This window comes from Streptomyces sp. NPDC051582 (assembly GCF_040681715.1).
Classification (GTDB): domain Bacteria; phylum Actinomycetota; class Actinomycetes; order Streptomycetales; family Streptomycetaceae; genus Streptomyces.
Window position 1 is genome coordinate 1 of sequence record NZ_JBFAZJ010000012.1, and the last position, 16,284, is coordinate 16,284.

Annotated in this window: 13 protein-coding genes; 7 read left to right on the forward strand and 6 right to left on the reverse strand. The window is 73.0% G+C overall.

What is annotated here, in order from left to right:
• Window positions 1-164: 164 nt before the first annotated feature.
• Entirely contained in the window at window positions 165-437 is a 273-nt protein-coding gene (locus AB0M92_RS17160) for a hypothetical protein (protein WP_366102978.1), read from the reverse strand.
• A gap of 258 nt (window positions 438-695) precedes the next feature.
• On the opposite strand from AB0M92_RS17160, the gene AB0M92_RS17165 reads away from it, so the two are divergent.
• From AB0M92_RS17165 to AB0M92_RS17175, 3 genes are all read left to right on the forward strand, one after another.
• Window positions 696-1,280 (forward strand): hypothetical protein, encoded by a 585-nt coding sequence (locus tag AB0M92_RS17165; protein ID WP_366102980.1) that lies wholly within the window; start codon window positions 696-698, stop codon window positions 1,278-1,280.
• A gap of 241 nt (window positions 1,281-1,521) precedes the next feature.
• A complete protein-coding gene (locus AB0M92_RS17170; protein WP_366102981.1) occupies window positions 1,522-3,045 on the forward strand; it encodes an FAD-dependent oxidoreductase in 1,524 nt (507 codons plus the stop codon).
• Window positions 3,046-3,146: 101 nt separating this feature from the next.
• Window positions 3,147-4,016, forward strand: a complete 870-nt coding sequence (locus AB0M92_RS17175; protein WP_366102982.1) for an alpha/beta hydrolase — start codon at window positions 3,147-3,149, stop codon at window positions 4,014-4,016.
• A 47-nt stretch (window positions 4,017-4,063) separates the two neighbouring features.
• Here the strand turns inward: AB0M92_RS17175 and AB0M92_RS17180 are convergent, their stop codons facing one another.
• Window positions 4,064-5,653 (reverse strand): hypothetical protein, encoded by a 1,590-nt coding sequence (locus AB0M92_RS17180; protein ID WP_366102983.1) that lies wholly within the window; start codon window positions 5,651-5,653, stop codon window positions 4,064-4,066.
• Between the two features lie 166 nt (window positions 5,654-5,819).
• Here AB0M92_RS17180 and AB0M92_RS17185 point away from each other — a divergent pair, with 166 nt between their 5' ends.
• On the forward strand, window positions 5,820-7,253 hold the full coding sequence (locus tag AB0M92_RS17185) for a hypothetical protein (protein WP_366102984.1): 1,434 nt from the start codon (window positions 5,820-5,822) through the stop codon (window positions 7,251-7,253).
• On the opposite strand, the gene AB0M92_RS17190 is transcribed toward AB0M92_RS17185, so the two are convergent.
• The 3 genes from AB0M92_RS17190 to AB0M92_RS17200 all read right to left on the reverse strand — a co-directional run bounded on the left by AB0M92_RS17190 (window position 7,250) and on the right by AB0M92_RS17200 (window position 11,751).
• Entirely contained in the window at window positions 7,250-9,346 is a 2,097-nt protein-coding gene (locus AB0M92_RS17190; protein ID WP_366102985.1) for a PIG-L family deacetylase, read from the reverse strand. The two genes, AB0M92_RS17185 and AB0M92_RS17190, sit on opposite strands and share 4 nt — an antisense overlap.
• Window positions 9,347-9,557: 211 nt before the next feature.
• The gene (locus tag AB0M92_RS17195; protein ID WP_366102986.1) at window positions 9,558-11,438 is read right to left on the reverse strand and encodes a protein kinase; all 1,881 of its coding nucleotides are present in this window, start codon (window positions 11,436-11,438) and stop codon (window positions 9,558-9,560) included.
• Between the two features lie 127 nt (window positions 11,439-11,565).
• Entirely contained in the window at window positions 11,566-11,751 is a 186-nt protein-coding gene (locus AB0M92_RS17200; protein ID WP_366102987.1) for a hypothetical protein, read from the reverse strand.
• Window positions 11,752-12,033: 282 nt separating this feature from the next.
• Between AB0M92_RS17200 and AB0M92_RS17205 the strand changes: the two genes are divergently transcribed.
• From AB0M92_RS17205 to AB0M92_RS17215, 3 genes are all read left to right on the forward strand, one after another.
• Window positions 12,034-12,693 (forward strand): hypothetical protein, encoded by a 660-nt coding sequence (locus AB0M92_RS17205; RefSeq protein ID WP_366102988.1) that lies wholly within the window; start codon window positions 12,034-12,036, stop codon window positions 12,691-12,693.
• 167 nt (window positions 12,694-12,860) lie between these two features.
• The gene (locus AB0M92_RS17210; RefSeq protein WP_366102989.1) at window positions 12,861-13,496 is read left to right on the forward strand and encodes a hypothetical protein; all 636 of its coding nucleotides are present in this window, start codon (window positions 12,861-12,863) and stop codon (window positions 13,494-13,496) included.
• Between the two features lie 74 nt (window positions 13,497-13,570).
• The gene (locus AB0M92_RS17215; RefSeq protein ID WP_366102990.1) at window positions 13,571-13,903 is read left to right on the forward strand and encodes a MazG-like family protein; all 333 of its coding nucleotides are present in this window, start codon (window positions 13,571-13,573) and stop codon (window positions 13,901-13,903) included.
• Window positions 13,904-14,042: 139 nt separating this feature from the next.
• On the opposite strand, the gene AB0M92_RS17220 is transcribed toward AB0M92_RS17215, so the two are convergent.
• Window positions 14,043-16,115 (reverse strand): phosphocholine-specific phospholipase C, encoded by a 2,073-nt coding sequence (locus AB0M92_RS17220; protein ID WP_366102991.1) that lies wholly within the window; start codon window positions 16,113-16,115, stop codon window positions 14,043-14,045.
• Window positions 16,116-16,284 lie beyond the last annotated feature (169 nt).

The following is a 16,284-nucleotide window of genomic DNA, read 5'->3' on the forward strand; positions in this document are numbered from 1 at the left end:
TACACGAAATGGTGTGTGCGCCGGGCCACTTTCAACGCGAACCGAAGGAAACGGGTGCCTCGAACGCCGCTTTCCGCACCGCCCGCCGCAACGCCCTGGGCGCCGAGCCGCCCGAGGGCCCGGCACCCCCGTGCCGGGCCGCTCGCGCAGGCGGGTGTCGACGTCTAGCGGGGTTCGTGGGCCGCCAGCCGGCAAGCGCCGCTCGCGGCGCCGCCCGCCACTCCGGCCGAGGTCAGTCCGGAGACACAGCCTTGGAGGTCGCCGCTCACGCCGAGCCGGCAGGCTGACGAGAGGCCGGAGGTGTCGGTGGCGCCCGCCTGGCCGGCCATCTGCGTGCAGGCCGGAATGTCCGCCTGAGCGGCCGGTGCGGCGAGCGTGCCGCCGAGTGCGAGGGTCAGGCCGGTGAGGACACCGGCGATGCGGGTCGACGTGCGCATGGGACGCACCTGCTTTCCGGGATCGTCCCGCGGCCCGCGCCCCCCGGAAGCCCGAGCCGTACGGGAACGGCGCCGAGCCGGGCGCCCGGCGGGGTCTTCTCCTCCAGCGTGCACCGACAGGACCGCCCGTCGCCTCCCGGGCGCCGTACCGCGGCCCGGGGCCATCCGGGCGGGGAGCGGGGTTCCGTACGGCATGGCGGCCCGGGACCTCGGTCGGCCGCGGTCCATGGTGGTGTCTCCCGCCTGCAGGAGAGGCCTGTGAGTGATCCCAGCCCCCGACTGACCACGAGGCCGGCTCCCGCCGCGGCCGCCGACGGCGTTCCCGCCCCCGGGGTCATCGGCATCGGACTGGCCGCGGTGCTGACGTTCGCGCTCGCCCAGGGCTCGTGGCAGTGGTTCGCCACGTTCATCGGGGTGACGCTCCTCGCGGTGATGCTCGCCTTCCAGCGGCGGGCGCAATGGACGCCGGAGATCCGATCGCCGTACATGCGCGGCCTGGCCGCGTACGCGCTCGTCGTCGGTCTGTGCGTGTCGGTCGCGCTCGCTCCGCTGCTCCAGCGCCGGGCCTGGCTCTTCCCGATGCCGGGCACGCGGAGCCATTGCGCACTGCGGGGCAGGTACGAGGCCCTCCAGGTGGAGGCCGCGCTGGGGAACCTGGCCGGCAGCGACGGCGCGGCGCTGGCGTACGTCCAGCAGGACGAGGCCCGCAAGGCCGTCGCCGAGTGCCTGGCGGCCACCACCACCCTGTGGCTGCCCCTCTACGGAGTGGGGGTCGCGGTACTGGTGGGAGCGGTTGCCTGGTTCCGCGACCGGGCCCGCGCCCGGTCGGTCCTCCCGGGCTAGGGGACTTCCATGCGACCGACGTCGAAGTGACCTGGGATCCTCCGACGCACCCATCCGGCACCTGGGGCTCATTCTGCTCCAACAAGCCCTTGAACAGGGCGGATCGGGCGGCGGATCCGTGGTGTCGGCAGCGTGTCGGGGACCTGTCGGGGCTGTCGGTCCGATGTCGGTGGGGGCTGACACCTTTCGAGAGGTCCTGCCGGATGCCCGTCCGGCGTGGAGCTTACGAAGGGGATCTCTCGTGCATGACGTAGTGATCGTGGGAGCCGGACCGGTCGGTCTGAGCCTCGCCTGCGAGCTCGGCCTCGCAGGCTGTTCCGTCCTGGTGCTGGAGCGGGAGACGGGGCCCGGTTCCCCGCAGAAGACGGCCCCGCTCGGCATACGCGGCCTGTCCGCCGCGTCGGTCGAGGCGTTCTACCGGCGCGGATTGTTGAGCCCGTTGCTGACGGCCTCGGGTGCCCAGGACGACTTGTTCGGTGCGCAGCCCGAAGCGGACGAACCGCCGCGCCCCCGTTTCGGTGGCCATTTCGCCGGCATGATGCTCGACGGGGCCAAGGTCGATGTCGACGCCTTCCCCTACCGGCTTCCCAGCCCGGGGCTCCATGCCGTGAGGACGCACCTCGAAGCGGTCGAGGCGGTCCTGTCGGAGCAGGCGGTGAAGCTGGGCGTGGAGATCAGGCGCGGCGTCACCGTCACGGCCGTCGCCCAGAGCCCTGAGGGGGTGACCGCGCACGCCGGCCCGGACACGTACGAGGCGCGCTGGCTCGTCGGCTGCGACGGCGGCCGCAGTACGGTGCGCAGGCTCGCGGGCTTCGAATTCATCGGCACCGAGCCGCAGTTCACCGGCTACGTCATGCACGCCACCCTCGCGGACCCCCAGGGACTGCGCCCCGGGTTCAACCTGACGCCGACGGGCATGTACATCCGGATGCCCGACATGGGGTACTTCGGCATGATGGACTTCGACGGCGGCGCGTTCGACCGCTCGCGGCAGCCGACCCGGGACCATCTCCAGACGGTCCTGCGCCGCGTGTCCGGCACCGACGTGACACTGGACGAGGTCCACACCGCGTCGAGCTTCACCGACCGGGCGATGCAGACGACGACGTACCGGCAGGGACGCGTCCTGCTCGCGGGCGACGCCGCTCACATCCACTCCCCCCTGGGGGGTCAGGGACTCAACGCCGGCCTGGGCGACGCCATGAACCTGGGCTGGAAGCTCGCGGCGACCGTGCGGGGACACGCGCCGGAGGGGCTGCTCGACACGTACACCGGCGAGCGCCATCCGATCGGAGCGGCGGTGCTCGACTGGTCGCGCGCGCAGGTGACGGTCATGAATCCGGGGCCGCACGCCCAGGCGGTCCAGGCGGTGGTGCGCGATCTCATCGGGACCCGCGACGGAACGACCTACATGTTCGAGAGGCTGTCGGGGGCGTGGATCCGCTACGACCTGGGCGGTGACCACCCGCTCGTCGGCGGCAGCGCGCCGGAATTCCGTCTTGAGGACGGCACTCGCCTCGGCGACCTGATGGAGGACGGACGGGGCGTCGCGCTGGACTTCAGCCCCGACCGGCGCCTGCAGGTCCCGGCGTTGGGCTGGGAGGGCCGCATACGGTACGCGGCCGGGACCGCGGGCGACGACCTCGGGCTGGGTGCCGTGCTGGTCCGGCCCGACGGCGTGGTCGCCTGGGCGGGTGATCGTCACCCCGATCGTGACGCGTTCGAGCGGGCCGCGCGTCGTTGGTTCGGCAGTCCGGCGATCTGAGTACGGTCGGGAGCCGGCGGGGTGCCCCGCCCCGCCGGCCCGTCCCCGTCCCCGTGTCGAAGGAACGGGAGGGCAAGCCGGACGAGCCGCGGAGGTGGGTCATGCAGACGCCGGAGCAGACGCTGCACGTGAACGGAGTGGACCTGGCGGTCCAGGCGTTCGGGGACCCGACCGCGCCGGCCGTCCTGCTGGTCTCCGGGGCCGAGGCGACGATGGACTGGTGGGACGAGGAGTTCGTGGCCCGGCTCGCGGACGGCGGCCGGTACGCGGTGCGGTACGACACCCGTGACACCGGGCGCTCCACGACCTGGCCGGTCGGGGCCCCCGCGTACACGCAGGCGGACCTGGCCGGCGACGCGGTCGGCGTCCTGGACGGGCTCGGGATCGGCGCCGCGCACATCGTGGGCATCTCGATGGGCGGCGGCATCGCCCAGCGGCTCGGCGTCGAGTTCCCGCGACGGGTGGCGACGCTCACGCTGATCTCCACGAGTCCGGGCGGACCGGGCGGGCCCGAACACCCCGGCCTGCCGCCCATGAGCGCCGCGTCGGCGAAGGTGTTCGCGGAGCCCGCCGAGGCGCCGGACTGGACCGACCGTGACGCGGTCGTCGACTACTTCCTCGCCGCCGAGCGCGCGTTCGCCGGCACCCTCCCGGTCGACGAGGACCGCCTGCGGCGGACCGCCGGGCGGGCCTTCGACCGCAGTCCCGCCCCGGCCGCCGCCGGCAACCACTGGATGATCGGGGGCGGTCCGCCCGTACGCGACCGGCTCGGCTCGATCACCGCCCCGACGCTGGTCCTGCACGGCACCGCGGACCCCCTCTTCCCGTACGGCCACGCCGAGGCGCTGGCCCGGGAGATCCCGGGCGCGCGGCTGGTCCCGCTCGCCGGCATGGGCCACCAGATGCCGCCGCCCGAGGTCTGGGACACCGCGGTCGCCGAGATCCTCGCCCACACCGGCGGGCCCGGGTAGCACCGGTCCCGGTACGGACTACTGGAACCGGACCCGGGCATGCGGCCTCAGAGGCGGTGGATGCGGGTGATGCCGTACCACTTCGTCATGCAGCCGGCCACCCAGTCCCGTTCGTAGTCGGTGGTGAAGAAGGGCTCCGCCAGACTGCCGATGTACAGGGGCCGGTACCCGAGGTCGGTGGCGCCGCGCGCCGCCTCGCTCCGCATCCGGGCGTTCTGCGCGTCCCAGGCCACCGAGCGGCCGACCGTGGTGGTGGTGAGCTGCTGGAGGTTCGGGACGAGCGCGGCCAGCGCGGCCAGCGTCAGCGCGCCCGCGGCCACGACGCTCGCCGACACGGCCACCGGGGCCCGGCGCCGGCGTGCGGCGAACCGCCCGGCCCGGTCCCCGATCAGGGCTCCGTAGCCGCACAGGGCCAGTTCCATCGGCACGAGGTGGTTCGTCCAGGTACGGGCGTACGTCCACCCGCTCGGCCCGTATCCGCTGCGCAGGCCCAGCACCACCGCGAAGGACCCCAGCACCACCACCGGTACGGGCAGCAGCAGCGCGGCGACGAGCACCGGGCGCGGTGCGTCGGGGCGGCGCCGCCTCCACTGCGCGAGTGCGGGGCCGCGGAAGCCCGCCACCAGGCCGAGGAGGACGCCGACGGCGGCGGCTCCGAGGTAGGCCCACTGGCCCGTGACGGCGTCCCACATGTGGAGCCAGTCGCGGAAGGTGCCCTTGAGCTCGCCCGGGGAGAGCATCGACTCCCCGGCCGGCTGCTGTGCGCGGCGCCACCGGGCGCCGGGGGAGGTGTAGAGCACGATCAGACCGCATACGAGTCCGGAACACCAGGTCGCGCACCAGGTGAACGTGTGCCAGGTCCGCGCCAGTCCGAGGCGGGGCAGGGCCAGCAGACCGACGCCTCCCGCGAGCAGGCCGCTGACGAGGGCGAACGGCTCGCTCAGGGTGCCGAGCGCGAACGCGATGACGAACGCGGCGGCGAAGCCTGCCGCGCGTACGGGGGCACGGGGCTCGCGCACGGTCCGGATGCCCAGCAGGAGCGCCCATACTCCGATGACGCTCGGGATGGTGTGGGAGATGGTGGCCGGGGCCCACAGCAGCACCTGATAGCTGCGGGTGCCGGCGTAGTAGACCAGTGCCTGGACGGCCAGGGCGCACGCGGTCAGGGCCATCACCGTCGTCACCCGCGCTCTCGCGCCGAGGAGCCGGACGAACGCGCACCCGAGCAGGACGAGACCGAGGGTGAAGGTGACGACGATGACGGTGGGCAGGATCTTGATTCCGGCGAGCCCGTCACCGTAGATGACGCCGCTCAGGAAGGCATTGGTGACGCGTCCGTTCTGGGTGGTGTAGAAGTCGGACGTGATGCCGAGGACTCCCAGGTCACGGGCCTTCCAGGCGGCGCACCAGTCGTCGGAGGTGGGCCGCACGTAGAGCCCGAGGAAGCACCCGACGGCGACGAGGGCTCCGGCCGCCGCCAGGAGGGTGACGACCGCGCCGACCGGCAGCCTGCCGAGGACCGGGCGGTGGCCGCTCGCCCGGCGCGGGCCGGCGGTGGCACCCGTACTCGGGCCCGCGCCCGACCCCGCGCCCTCACCCGCGCCCTCGCGCTCGCGCTCCGTCGAAGCAGTACTCATTCACCATTCCTTCGCAGGAGCCGGTCACACCAATGTGCACGGTGCGCCGCACACCGGCATCCGGGGTCACCCGAGTGGCTGGCGTGTCGTGGCGGGCTCCCCGCCGCTCCCACACGATGGGAACTCCCGTCGCCGCACAGGCGAACGCCGGACGGAGGGAGCGGTGATGCCGGCTTTCCTGCTCATACGCTGCGCGGTCGTCACGACGGCCGTCGTGTGTGTGGCCCTCCCCGTGTGCGCCGCGGCACCCGCCGGCCGGCACACGGACGACGGCGCCCCCGGCGTCGGTCTCCTCAGCAACGCCGCCTCCACCGAGAGGATCCCGCTGTCCGTGGCCGAGGGCGCACGGTACGTGGGGCGCAGCAACGTCCTGCGGTTGCCGTCCGGACGGTGGAAGTACCTCCCCGGCGGCCGGACGGCGGCTGCCGTGGTGGCCGCCGACGACCCGGGGGCCCGGGCGCAGATGGCCGAGAGCGGTGCCTGGCTGGCGGGGGGCCGGGTCCCGGGCGGTTCGCCCGTGCAGCGCGCGGCGGCCGAGCGGGCCCTGCTGACCATGCGCGCGCTGCTCCGGCCGAACGGTGCCATGGCGGCGGGCTGGTCCCCCCCTTGGATGTACTCCTGGCCCCGCGACTCCAGCTTCGCCTGTGCCGCGTTCGCGCACACCGGCCACGAGGCCGAGGCGTACCGGATCCTGCGCTACAGCGCCGCGACACAGCGCAGGGACGGCACCTGGGAGGCGCGGACGAAACTCGACGGCTCCGGGCCGCCGGACGGCAGGCGGTGGCAGCTCGACGCCAACGGCTGGGTCCCCTGGGCCGCTTGGCAGTGGTACCGGACGGCGCCGCGGGCCACCCGCCACGCCCGGCTGGCCACCCTGTACCCGATGATCCGCAAGGCGGCCGACCACGCGGCGGCCTCGCTGCGCGCGGACGGACTGCCGCCGGCCTCCCCGGACTACTGGGAGCTGATGACGACCACGACGAACATCGGTACGGCCGCGCCCCTGCTCGCCGGGCTCAACTCCTCCGCGGACCTCGCCAGGGAGCTGAACCGGCCGGGCGACGCGACGCGCTGGGCCGGCGCCGCCAAACGCCTTTCCTCGGGGATAGCCGAGAAGTTCGCGCCGCGGGGCTACCTGCGCACGGTCGACGGGCGGCACGGGCACGACAGCGCGGTGGCCTTCATGGCGCCGCCCTTCAACACCGCTCCGGCCGACCTGCCGCGGGCACTGGACGCCGCGCACGAGGCCCTGCTCCTCCCCAACGGGGGTCTGACCCCCGGAAACGATCCGGCGGCGCCCTGGGGCGGGAGCGCCTGGACGCCCAGCACCTCCTTCTTCGCGCTCGCGTGGGCAGGTACGGGCAAGCCGGCGAAGGCGCGGCAGGTCCTGGACTGGGTCCTCTCCAAGCGGAACTCGCTCGGCGAGCTGCCGGAGAAGGTGAACAGGGCGGGCAGGCCGTCATCGGTGGCGCCCCTGGCCTGGACCGGCTCGATCACCGTCCTGTCCCTGGTGGCGCTCGACGACGGAGGACTCCCCACACCGCCGTCGCGCTTCCAGGGGGCGCCACGGGACAGGCGGGGCTTTGCGGACACCCCCTAGCGCTCCCGGGCCTGCGCGAGCATGGGGGGCTGGACCGCGCGGTGCCACGGGGAGGGGATCCGGTCGCCGGCCGGCGCGGGCGGCGTGACGACGTGCAGATCGGCGTCCAGGCCGAGGGCCGCCGCGACGGCCGTACCGGACCGATCGGCCACTCCCGCCGGCGCGCCCGTGTACAGCATCTGGGACTCCTGCCAGGACTGCGGACCGCCCGCGCCCGCCACGCCGACCGTGCCCGAGCCCGTACGGCCCGCGAGCAGCGGGCCCGCGACGCCCACCCCGCCGTAGCCGCCCGGGCCGCCGGCCTCGGCGACCGGGGAGAACTCGGGCGCGGGCCCGCCCGCGGTGGCCAGGCTCGTACCGACCGTGCCGGTGCCGGGCCGGCGGAAGAACAGGCGGACGCCGTCGTCCTCCGGGCGCACCGAGAGCACGCCCGTGGTCTGCGGCAGACCGGTCGCGAAGGCACCGGTCAAGGGGGCGTCCGGCGTCGGCTGGACCCAGGCCAGTACGGAGCCGGCCGTCGCCGCGTACACGTGTCGCCGCCCCGATCCGTCGGTCGCGGTGACCGGGTCGCCGAGGAGGCCGGCGCCGCCGAGGGTCTGCCACGCGCCGAAGGCGCCGTCCGGGGCCGTCTGGGTCCGGGCGCGCAGTGTGCGCCGGGAATCGCGTACGTACACCGTGATGCGGCCCGCCGGATCCACGGCGACGGCCGGTCCGCCGATCGCCGAGGTGACGGAGGCGTCCGCGGTGGCCGGGTCCGGGGTTCCCAGTGACTGCCAGGGACCGAAGGCCCCGTCGGCCTCGTCCTGGACGCAGTACACGATGGTGCGGCCGTAGCCCTGGGGCGTGGTGCCGAGCGTGGTGCGGGTGGCGAACACCGCGGTCCGGCCGTCCGGGAGCCGGACCGTGCTCGCCCCGGCGTCGATGCCCGTGCCGGAGAGGAACCGGGGGCCTTGCCAGGGGGCCTTCGGGCCGCTGCGCGACCAGTACGCCATCCGCCCGTCCAGCACGGCGAAGGCCCACAGCCGTCCGGCGACGCCCTCGGTCATCCAGGAGGTGCCGTCGCCCCGGCTGTAGCGGATGGTCTGGTTCCATCCGGCGCCGGTGGGCCTGGTCGCGGTCTTGCGGTCCCCGCAGCCCGCGGGGCTGCCGCACCAGTCGTCGTGGTCCATCCAGGCGTACGTCTTGAGGTAGCCGAGCTTCTCCTCGGCGGTCTGCCGGTCGAGCGTCGGCGGCAGCGAGCTGTTCTGGTAGCTCATGTAGTTCTGGACCGAGAAGTGCGGCCGGTCGGTGTCCTGCGCGTAGCGTTCGGCGGCGGCCTGGACGAAGCGGGCGCCGTACATGTGGTCCTGGTGGTCGAGGAAGGTCCCGCCCGCAGTCCTTCCCGGGGTCGGGTCCTGCGTCCGTATCGTCGTCGGCTTGTACTGCGCGAACACGTCCGCGATGGCGGCTATCGCCTGGTCCTTCGTGTACGAGAACGGCTGCTTGACCGGCGTCCCGGAGGTCAGCTGGGCGCCGAGGGCGGGTATCCGGCCGTCCCACAGGCCGCGCAGGCTGTCCGGGTTGTCCCCGGAGATGCTGCGGGCCTCGCGGAGCTGCATCCACACCAGATTGACCTCGGGCCGGGCGACGAGGACGTCCACCTCCGCGCTGCCCCCGCCGGCCGTGGGTACGGACCTGCGCTGCCAGGCGCTGGTGCGGTCGCCCGTCGCCATCTGCGCGTAGGCGCCCCGGATGCCGTTCTGCCGGGCTTCGGCGTAGGCGGCGCGGTCGGCGGGGCCGGCCGCGTCGTCCAGGTGCGGGCTGTGGGCCTCGTTCCGGCCGTCGGACTCGCCGGAGGTCAGGTAGACGGTGGTGACCTTGATGCCCGTCGATATCGAGCGGCTCAGGTCGGGGTTCATGAAGAACAGGTCGTCGTCGGGGTGGGCGACGACCTGGAGGGCCGATCCCTCGGTCACGCTCGCCCGGACGACCGCTTCGGCGGCCGCCTGCTCCTGCTCGGTCCCGTGCCCGTAGGCCCAGCTCGTGATGCCGGCCACACCGACGGAGACCGCCGCGAGCAGGGCCGCGAGGCGAGTGCGGCTGGCCAGGGACATCTACAGCGCCTTGAGGATCGGTCCGGTGCGGGAATCCGCCTGGGAGGTCGGTCGGTTTCCCGATGGCTCCACTGCTTCCGGATACGACCGGGGCCGATTATGCCCCGGTCGTTTGCGACTGACACACCCTCAAAAGGCATATGTTGACGACTGAGTTAAATGACAGGAATAGGCGATTTGCCCGTTTTGCGAACTACCCGACCTTCCCGCCTCAGCCCTTCTTCTTCGGCTCCTCGGCGTTTCGCCAGACGGTGAGGTCGAGCGTGATGTAGGTGCTCGGGTCCTTCTCGCCGGACTTCCCGCGGTACGTCAGCACCGCGATGTGGCCGGCGTCACTGAGCACGCAGATCTCCGACCCGTCCGTGAGCTGATCGAGGCCGAGCTTCTCGGTGTACCGGGTTTCCGCGCGGCAGGTCTCCAGCGAGCCCTTCTGCGAGTTGTTCAGCACGACCAGCTTGCCGTTGTCGGTCCCGACCTGCGTGTCCCCGAAGAGGGTGTCGAGGGAGAAGTAGAAGTCCCCGTGGTTGTACATCACGCCGGCGCTGCCGCCGGAGGCGGGGCGCGGCGGATTGTCGGCCAGCATGAGCTGGTAGTTGGCCGTCAGGTTGATGCCCTTGTACGAGACGGGGGTGGGGTCGGCCGGCTTCCCTCCCTTGTTCTGGGAACCGCTGCTCGCGCTTGCGCCCCCGGAGGACGAGCTGCCCTTGTCCTTGTCGCCCGAGCCGTCCGGCAGCAGGGAACCGAGGACCGCGAGGCCGATCACCGATGCGACGACGATGCCGGCGATGAGCGGCCCCTTCGACTTGCGCTGCGGCGCGGGGGGCGGGTAGCCGGGGTGGTGGCCGGGCGGCGGGGTGTTGTAGCCCCGTACGTATCCGGGCGGCGGCGTCTGGTGGGCGGGCTGGGCCGGGTATCCGGGCGGAGGGGTCTGGTAACCGGGCGGAGGGGTCTGGTAACCGGGCTGCGACGGGTAGCCGGGCGGAGGCGTCCGGTACCCGGGCGGCATGCCCGGAGCGGCGGGTCCGGTCGGCGCGTGCGGAGGAGCGGCGGGGGCGCTCTGCGTCGGCGCGGCGGCCGCGCCGAGACCGGTCGGCGCGTACGGGGACACACCCTGCGCCGGGGGCTGCGGGGAGACCTCGGTCGGCGTCGGGGCCACGGCGGGCTGCGGCGGCGGGGTCTTCGCCGGTTCGGGCAGCTGGAGGCGCTCGGTGATGGAACCGGCGACGGCCCGGGGCAGCCAGTCCTCGCCCTGGCGCAGCGGGGTGGGGGCGAGGTCCTGGCACATCTGGATGACCTCGGTGAGGCTGGGCCGGTCCGCCGGGTCGCGGCTGAGGCACCGCGTCACCAGGGGCTTCAGCTCCTCCGGCAGCGCGCTGAGGTCCGGGTCCTCGTGCACGATGCGGTACAGCACGGCGTGCGAGGACCCCTCGCCGTAGGCGGGCGCGCCGATCGCCGCGTACGCCACGATCTGGCCCAGGGCGAAGATGTCCGTGCTCGCGGTGACCGTGCCGGCGGAGGCCTGCTCGGGCGCCATGAACGCGGGAGTGCCGACGCTGACGCCGCTGCCGGTCAGCGAAGTGGCGTCCGCCGCGCGGGCGATGCCGAAGTCGATCACGCGGGGGCCGTCGCCGGCGAGGAGCACGTTCGCGGGCTTCAGGTCACGGTGGACGATGCCCGCGCCGTGGATGACGTGCAACGCCTCGGCGACCCCGACGGCCAGCAGCAGCACGCTGCGCAGCGGCAGCCGGCCGTACCCGGCCACGGCGTGCGAGAGGGAGGGCCCCGGTACGTAGGCCGTGGCCAGCCAGGGCTGGGAGCCCTCGGTGTCGAAGTCGATGACGGGCGCGGTGTAGAGGCCCTGCACCCGCTGCGCCGCCCGCACTTCCTGCTGGAAGCGCCGCCGGAACTCGGGGTCTTCGCTGAACTCGGGTCGGATCACCTTGAGGGCGATGGGCCGCCCGCCCGGCGTGTAGGAGAGGTACACCTTGCCCATGCCGCCCGCGCCCAGCACGGCGGCCAGCCGGTATCCGCCCACCGTGGCCGGGTCCTCGGGCCTGAGCGGCTGGAAAAGGTCGGTAGAAGGTGCACTCATGAAAATCCATCCCCTGTCACGGCAGTTCAGCCCGCCGAAGCCCCGAAGCCAACCGAGAGGGTACCCAACTTCGTGGCCGGTCCCCAGCACGGGCCGCAGATCCCGGTGGAGCGGGCGGTGGTCCCTGTCAGTCCCCTCCGCCACCGCCGCAGGACGAGCCGCCGCCGCAGGACCAGCCGCCTCCGCAGCCGTAGCCTCCGCCGCCGTCGCCTCCTGCGGACCGCCTCCGCGACGACCCGCCGCCCTTGCTCCCCCGTGTCGCCGCGATGAACACCACGATGAGGGCGATGCCCACGATCACCAGGTATCCCATGTCCCGTACCCCCGTTGCCGTCGTTCCGATCGTGCCAGTCGTTCCGATCTTCCGATCGTGCGGGAAGGATGCCTCCCGCGATCGTCCGCCCGAGCGCGGTTTGAGCAAGTCCAGAGCTTCGGGGCGGCGGCCGTGCGCCTCCAGGCCTTCGGGCCGTGACCGGCCGCCCGGCTCCGCGGCGGCCACCCGAACGGCCGTACGGAGCGGTGCGGGCGCCGTGGGAGGTGCAAGGCTGGTGGGAGGCCCCCAGCCGAGGCCGGGTCGGATGAGGAGGCATTGCCGGTGCCTGGTCTGGATTCCCTGGTGTCGTTCGCTCCGTTCCTCGTGCCGGTGATCACCGGTCTGGTGGGCGCGGTCGGCCTCGTCGTCAGGGACCGGCGCGAAACCCGGAGCGCCGACCACCACTACCGCAAGAGGCTGGAGAAGGCGCAGATGGAGGTCCAGTTCATCACCGGCTGGATCGAGGCCAAGAGACTGGCTCCGACCGGGGCCCCCGACCCGGAGCCCGGCCTCTGGCTCGACGCGTGCTACGAGTCGGTGCGCAGCTTCGAGGCCGCGGCGCGCCGCCACCGCGGGGGGCCGGGGAGGCTGCGGCGCCTCCTGCTGCTGCGCCCGCTGAACGGCGCCGCGGCGCAGGCCGTGCGGGCCCTGTACTGGCTGGCCCTCCTCGGGTTCAACGGGGCGCTCGCCTGGTGGGTGAGCATGACCATCGACGGTCCTCCCGCCTTCTTCGGGCCGGACGCGGCCTCCCGGGCCGAGGAGGTCGACGCGGTCCTGGGCGTGGCGGGCTGCTTCCTGCTGGCGGCGGTCGTCCTGTGGGCGTGGACGGTGCACCTGGACAGGTCCCAGCCGCTGGAGGCGTACCGCTCGCGGATCGACTCGGCCGCCTGGCAGGCGCGGGAGGACGAACGCAGCAGTGCCGATCCCGGCCCGACGAAGTGAAACGGCGCCGGATCGGGTGCGCGGGGAGGCCCGTCATCCCCCGGGCCGGAGTCGGCCGTTGACGGTGGTGGGACGGCGCTCGGCTTGAGAGGATCATCGGACTCGTCCCGTTCCGCCCCTCCCCGTGGCCGGCGACTCCTCACCACGACCCGCCCGGAGGCCACGACGTGACCCGCACGAGTACGAGCGCGACCGCGGCCACGGCGACCGCGGCGGCGACCGATCAGCCCCACGAGTCGCGGGCCGCCCGCCTGATCACCGACGGGCTCGATCCCAAGACGTGGATCATCGCCGACACCGTCCTCACCGGCTGGCACACCGGCCGCCTCGCCGGGATCGGATGGGGTCTCCTCGGCTGCCTGTTCACCGCCGTCATACCGCTGGCCTTCATCAAGTACGGCATCCACCGCGGGCGCTGGGCCGACCGGCACGTCGGCCGGCGGCAGCAGCGCATCCTCGTGATGACCTTCGTCGCCGGCTCGGTGGCCATCGGCATCGCGGCGCTCTGGGCCTTCGGCGCCCCCCGCACCATGATCGCGCTGACATCGGCCATGCTGGCCACCCTCGTGGCCCTCCTCGCCGTGACCCCCGCCTGGAAGATCAGCGTGCACGCCGCCGTCTCCTGCGGAAGCGTCGCGATGCTCACCATGACCTACGGACCCCGGGTCCTCCTCGCCTGTCCCCTGATCGCCGTCGTCGGCTGGTCCAGGGTGGAGTTGGCGGACCACACCCTCGCCCAGGTCGTGGCGGGCGCCGTGGTGGGCGGGGCGGTCGCGGCCGGTGCGTTCGCGCTGATCCGGTAGGAGAGCATCCCGAACGTCATCCCATTCGTTCATGTGACTGAGAACGGACAACAGCCGGACGAAGGGGAACCACCGTGGAGAAGAACGCCTGGGCCGTCACCGGGGAGCTCGCCGCCTTCCTCGACGAGGCCGCCGCCCATGTTCCCGCGGAGCAGCGCCGGATCCTGCAAGTGCTCAAGATCGGGGAGGAGTTCGGCGAGGCCGCCCAGGCAGTCATCGGCGCCACCGGCACCAACCCCCGCAAGGGGCTGTCCCACTCGTGGCGGGACGTGGAGGCGGAGGTGTGCGACGTACTGGTGACGGCCATGGTCGCCCTGCACCGGCTCGGCGTCGAGGACCCGGCCGCGATGTTCGGCGCGCACCTGGAGAAGACCGCGGCCCGCACCCTGGCGGCCCGCGGGGCGTGAGCGCGTACGGCGAGGGGCCCGCTCCGCGGAGGGTTCCGCGGAGCGGGGCTCGGGCCGGGAGGAACGGGCCGCCGTCCGGACCGGGCCGTCATCGGGGCCGAGCCGTCACCCGGACCGGGCCGTCATCGGGGCCGGGTGCTCAGGAGCCGCCCTGCTCCGTCAGGATGCCCGGGTCGGAGAGGCCGGCCGCGCCGGTCTCGACCTTGCCGGCGAAGCGGCGGCCGAAGCCGGGGAACTCGGACGCGGTGACCGTCACGTCGTACCAGCGCCGCGTGCTCCGCAGGGGAACGCTGTACGTGGTGGTGGCCCCCTTGGCGACCGTGAGGCGCTTGGGGCCGCCGCCGTAGGCGTTGGTGACCGTGAGGGTCGCGGTCGACGCGCCCGCGTTGGTGAGGGTGAGGTCCAGGTTGCCGGTGGTTGCGTTGTGGCGCGCGGTGACCTCGGGTCCGGGGGTGGTGCCGGGGTTGCGGAAGCCGCGCAGGAAGCCGTTGGGGCCGTGGACGGTCAGGTCCGTGACCCCGGCCGAGTAGACGGTGTTCCAGGTGTCCGAGATCGACTTGCCGGCCTCGGTGGTGTACGTCCAGGGGGCGTCGGTCCGGTTGGCGGAGGTGATGTAGAACTGCGCGCCCAGGTCCGGGCCGCCGCTGAACGTCAGCTTGAACTTGCCCTCGCCGGTGAGGGCCGCGCCGTCCACGTACGGGGCGTACTTCAGCGGACGGGTGTTGCACAGTCCCTTCTCCTGGAGCGGCATCGCCCCCACCGCCGGCGGGGTGGCCAGGAAGTTGGGGTGGCGCTCGCGGTCCTGCGGCTCCCAGGGGCCGGTGTCGGGCAGCCGGATCGTGTCGGTGTCCTTGCGGGCGAAGTCGAAGGCGGAGGTCAGGTCGCCGCAGACGGCGCGGCGCCACGGCGAGATGTTGGGTTCCTGCACGCCGAAGCGCTTCTCCATGAAGCGGATGACCGAGGTGTGGTCGAAGGTCTCGGAGCAGGAGTAGCCGCCGGTGCTCCAGGGCGAGACGACGAGCATCGGGACGCGCGGGCCCAGACCGTACGGGCCGGCGACGTAGCCGGCCTTGCCGGGGAAGACGTCCAGCGCGGTGGAGACGGTCGACAGGCCCTGGTTGGCGTTGGCGGGGGCGTACGGCGGCACCACGTGGTCGAAGAAGCCGTCGTTCTCGTCGTACGTGATGAACAGCGCGGTACGGGCCCACACGTCGGGGTTGGAGGTGAGCGCGTCCAGCACCTGCGCGATGTACCAGGCGCCGAAGTTGGCCGGCCAGTTGGAGTGCTCGCTGAACGCCTCGGGGGCAGCGATCCAGGAGACCTGGGGCAGGGTGCCGGCGGTGACGTCGGCGCGCAGCTTGTCGAAGTAGCCCTCGCCGGTGCGGGCGTCGGTACCGGTGCGGGCCTTTTCGTACAGCGGGGTGCCGGGCTGGGCGCCCCGGTAGTTGTTGAAGTAGAGCAGCGAGTTGTCGCCGTAGTTGCCGCGGAAGGCGTCGTTGATCCAGCCCCAGGAACCGGCGGCGTCGAGGCCGTCGCCGACGTCCTGGTAGACCTTCCAGGAGACGCCGGCCGACTCAAGGCGCTCGGGGTAGGTGGTCCAGCTGTAGCCGGCCTCGGCGTTGTTGAGGACCGGGCCGCCGCCCTTGCCGTCGTTGCCGGTGTGGCCCGACCAGAGGTAGTAGCGGTTCGGGTCGGTCGAGCCGATGAACGAGCAGTGGTAGGCGTCGCAGATGGTGAACGCGTCGGCGAGCGCGTAGTGGAACGGGATGTCCTCGCGCGTCAGGTGGGCCATCGTGGCCGGCGTCTTGGCGGGCACCCAGTTGTCGTACTTGCCCTTGTTGAAGGCGCTCTGGCCGCCCGCCCAGTCGTGGTTGAGGCCCTGGAGGTACTCCATGCCCAGGTCGTCGGAGGGCGGCCGGAACGGCAGCGTCTCCTTGCCTGCGTTGTCGCTCTGGTGCCACACGGACTTGCCGCTGGGCAGGGTCACCGGGCGCGGATCACCGAAACCGCGGATACCGCGCAACGCACCGAAGTAGTGGTCGAAGGAACGATTCTCCTGCATCAGGACCACGACGTGCTCGACATCGGCGATCGTCCCGGTCGTCCCCTGCGCGGGGATGGCGGCGGCGCGCGCGATGCTCTCGTTGAGCAGGGTCAGGGCGGCGGCGCCACCGGTGAGCTGGAGGAAACGGCGGCGGTTCAGTTCTGCCATGGCGAGAGTGACCTCTGCTTTTGATCGAGGAGTGCTGGAGCGCACTCAGAACAGCGTGCCGGGACTACCGGAGAGGGAGCCTGACGTGACGCCGACGGATACGCCAGACGAACGGCAGTCGGATTTCGCAGGAGTTCGGCCATGTTCCCCGCGGCCACCCAAGGTGGGG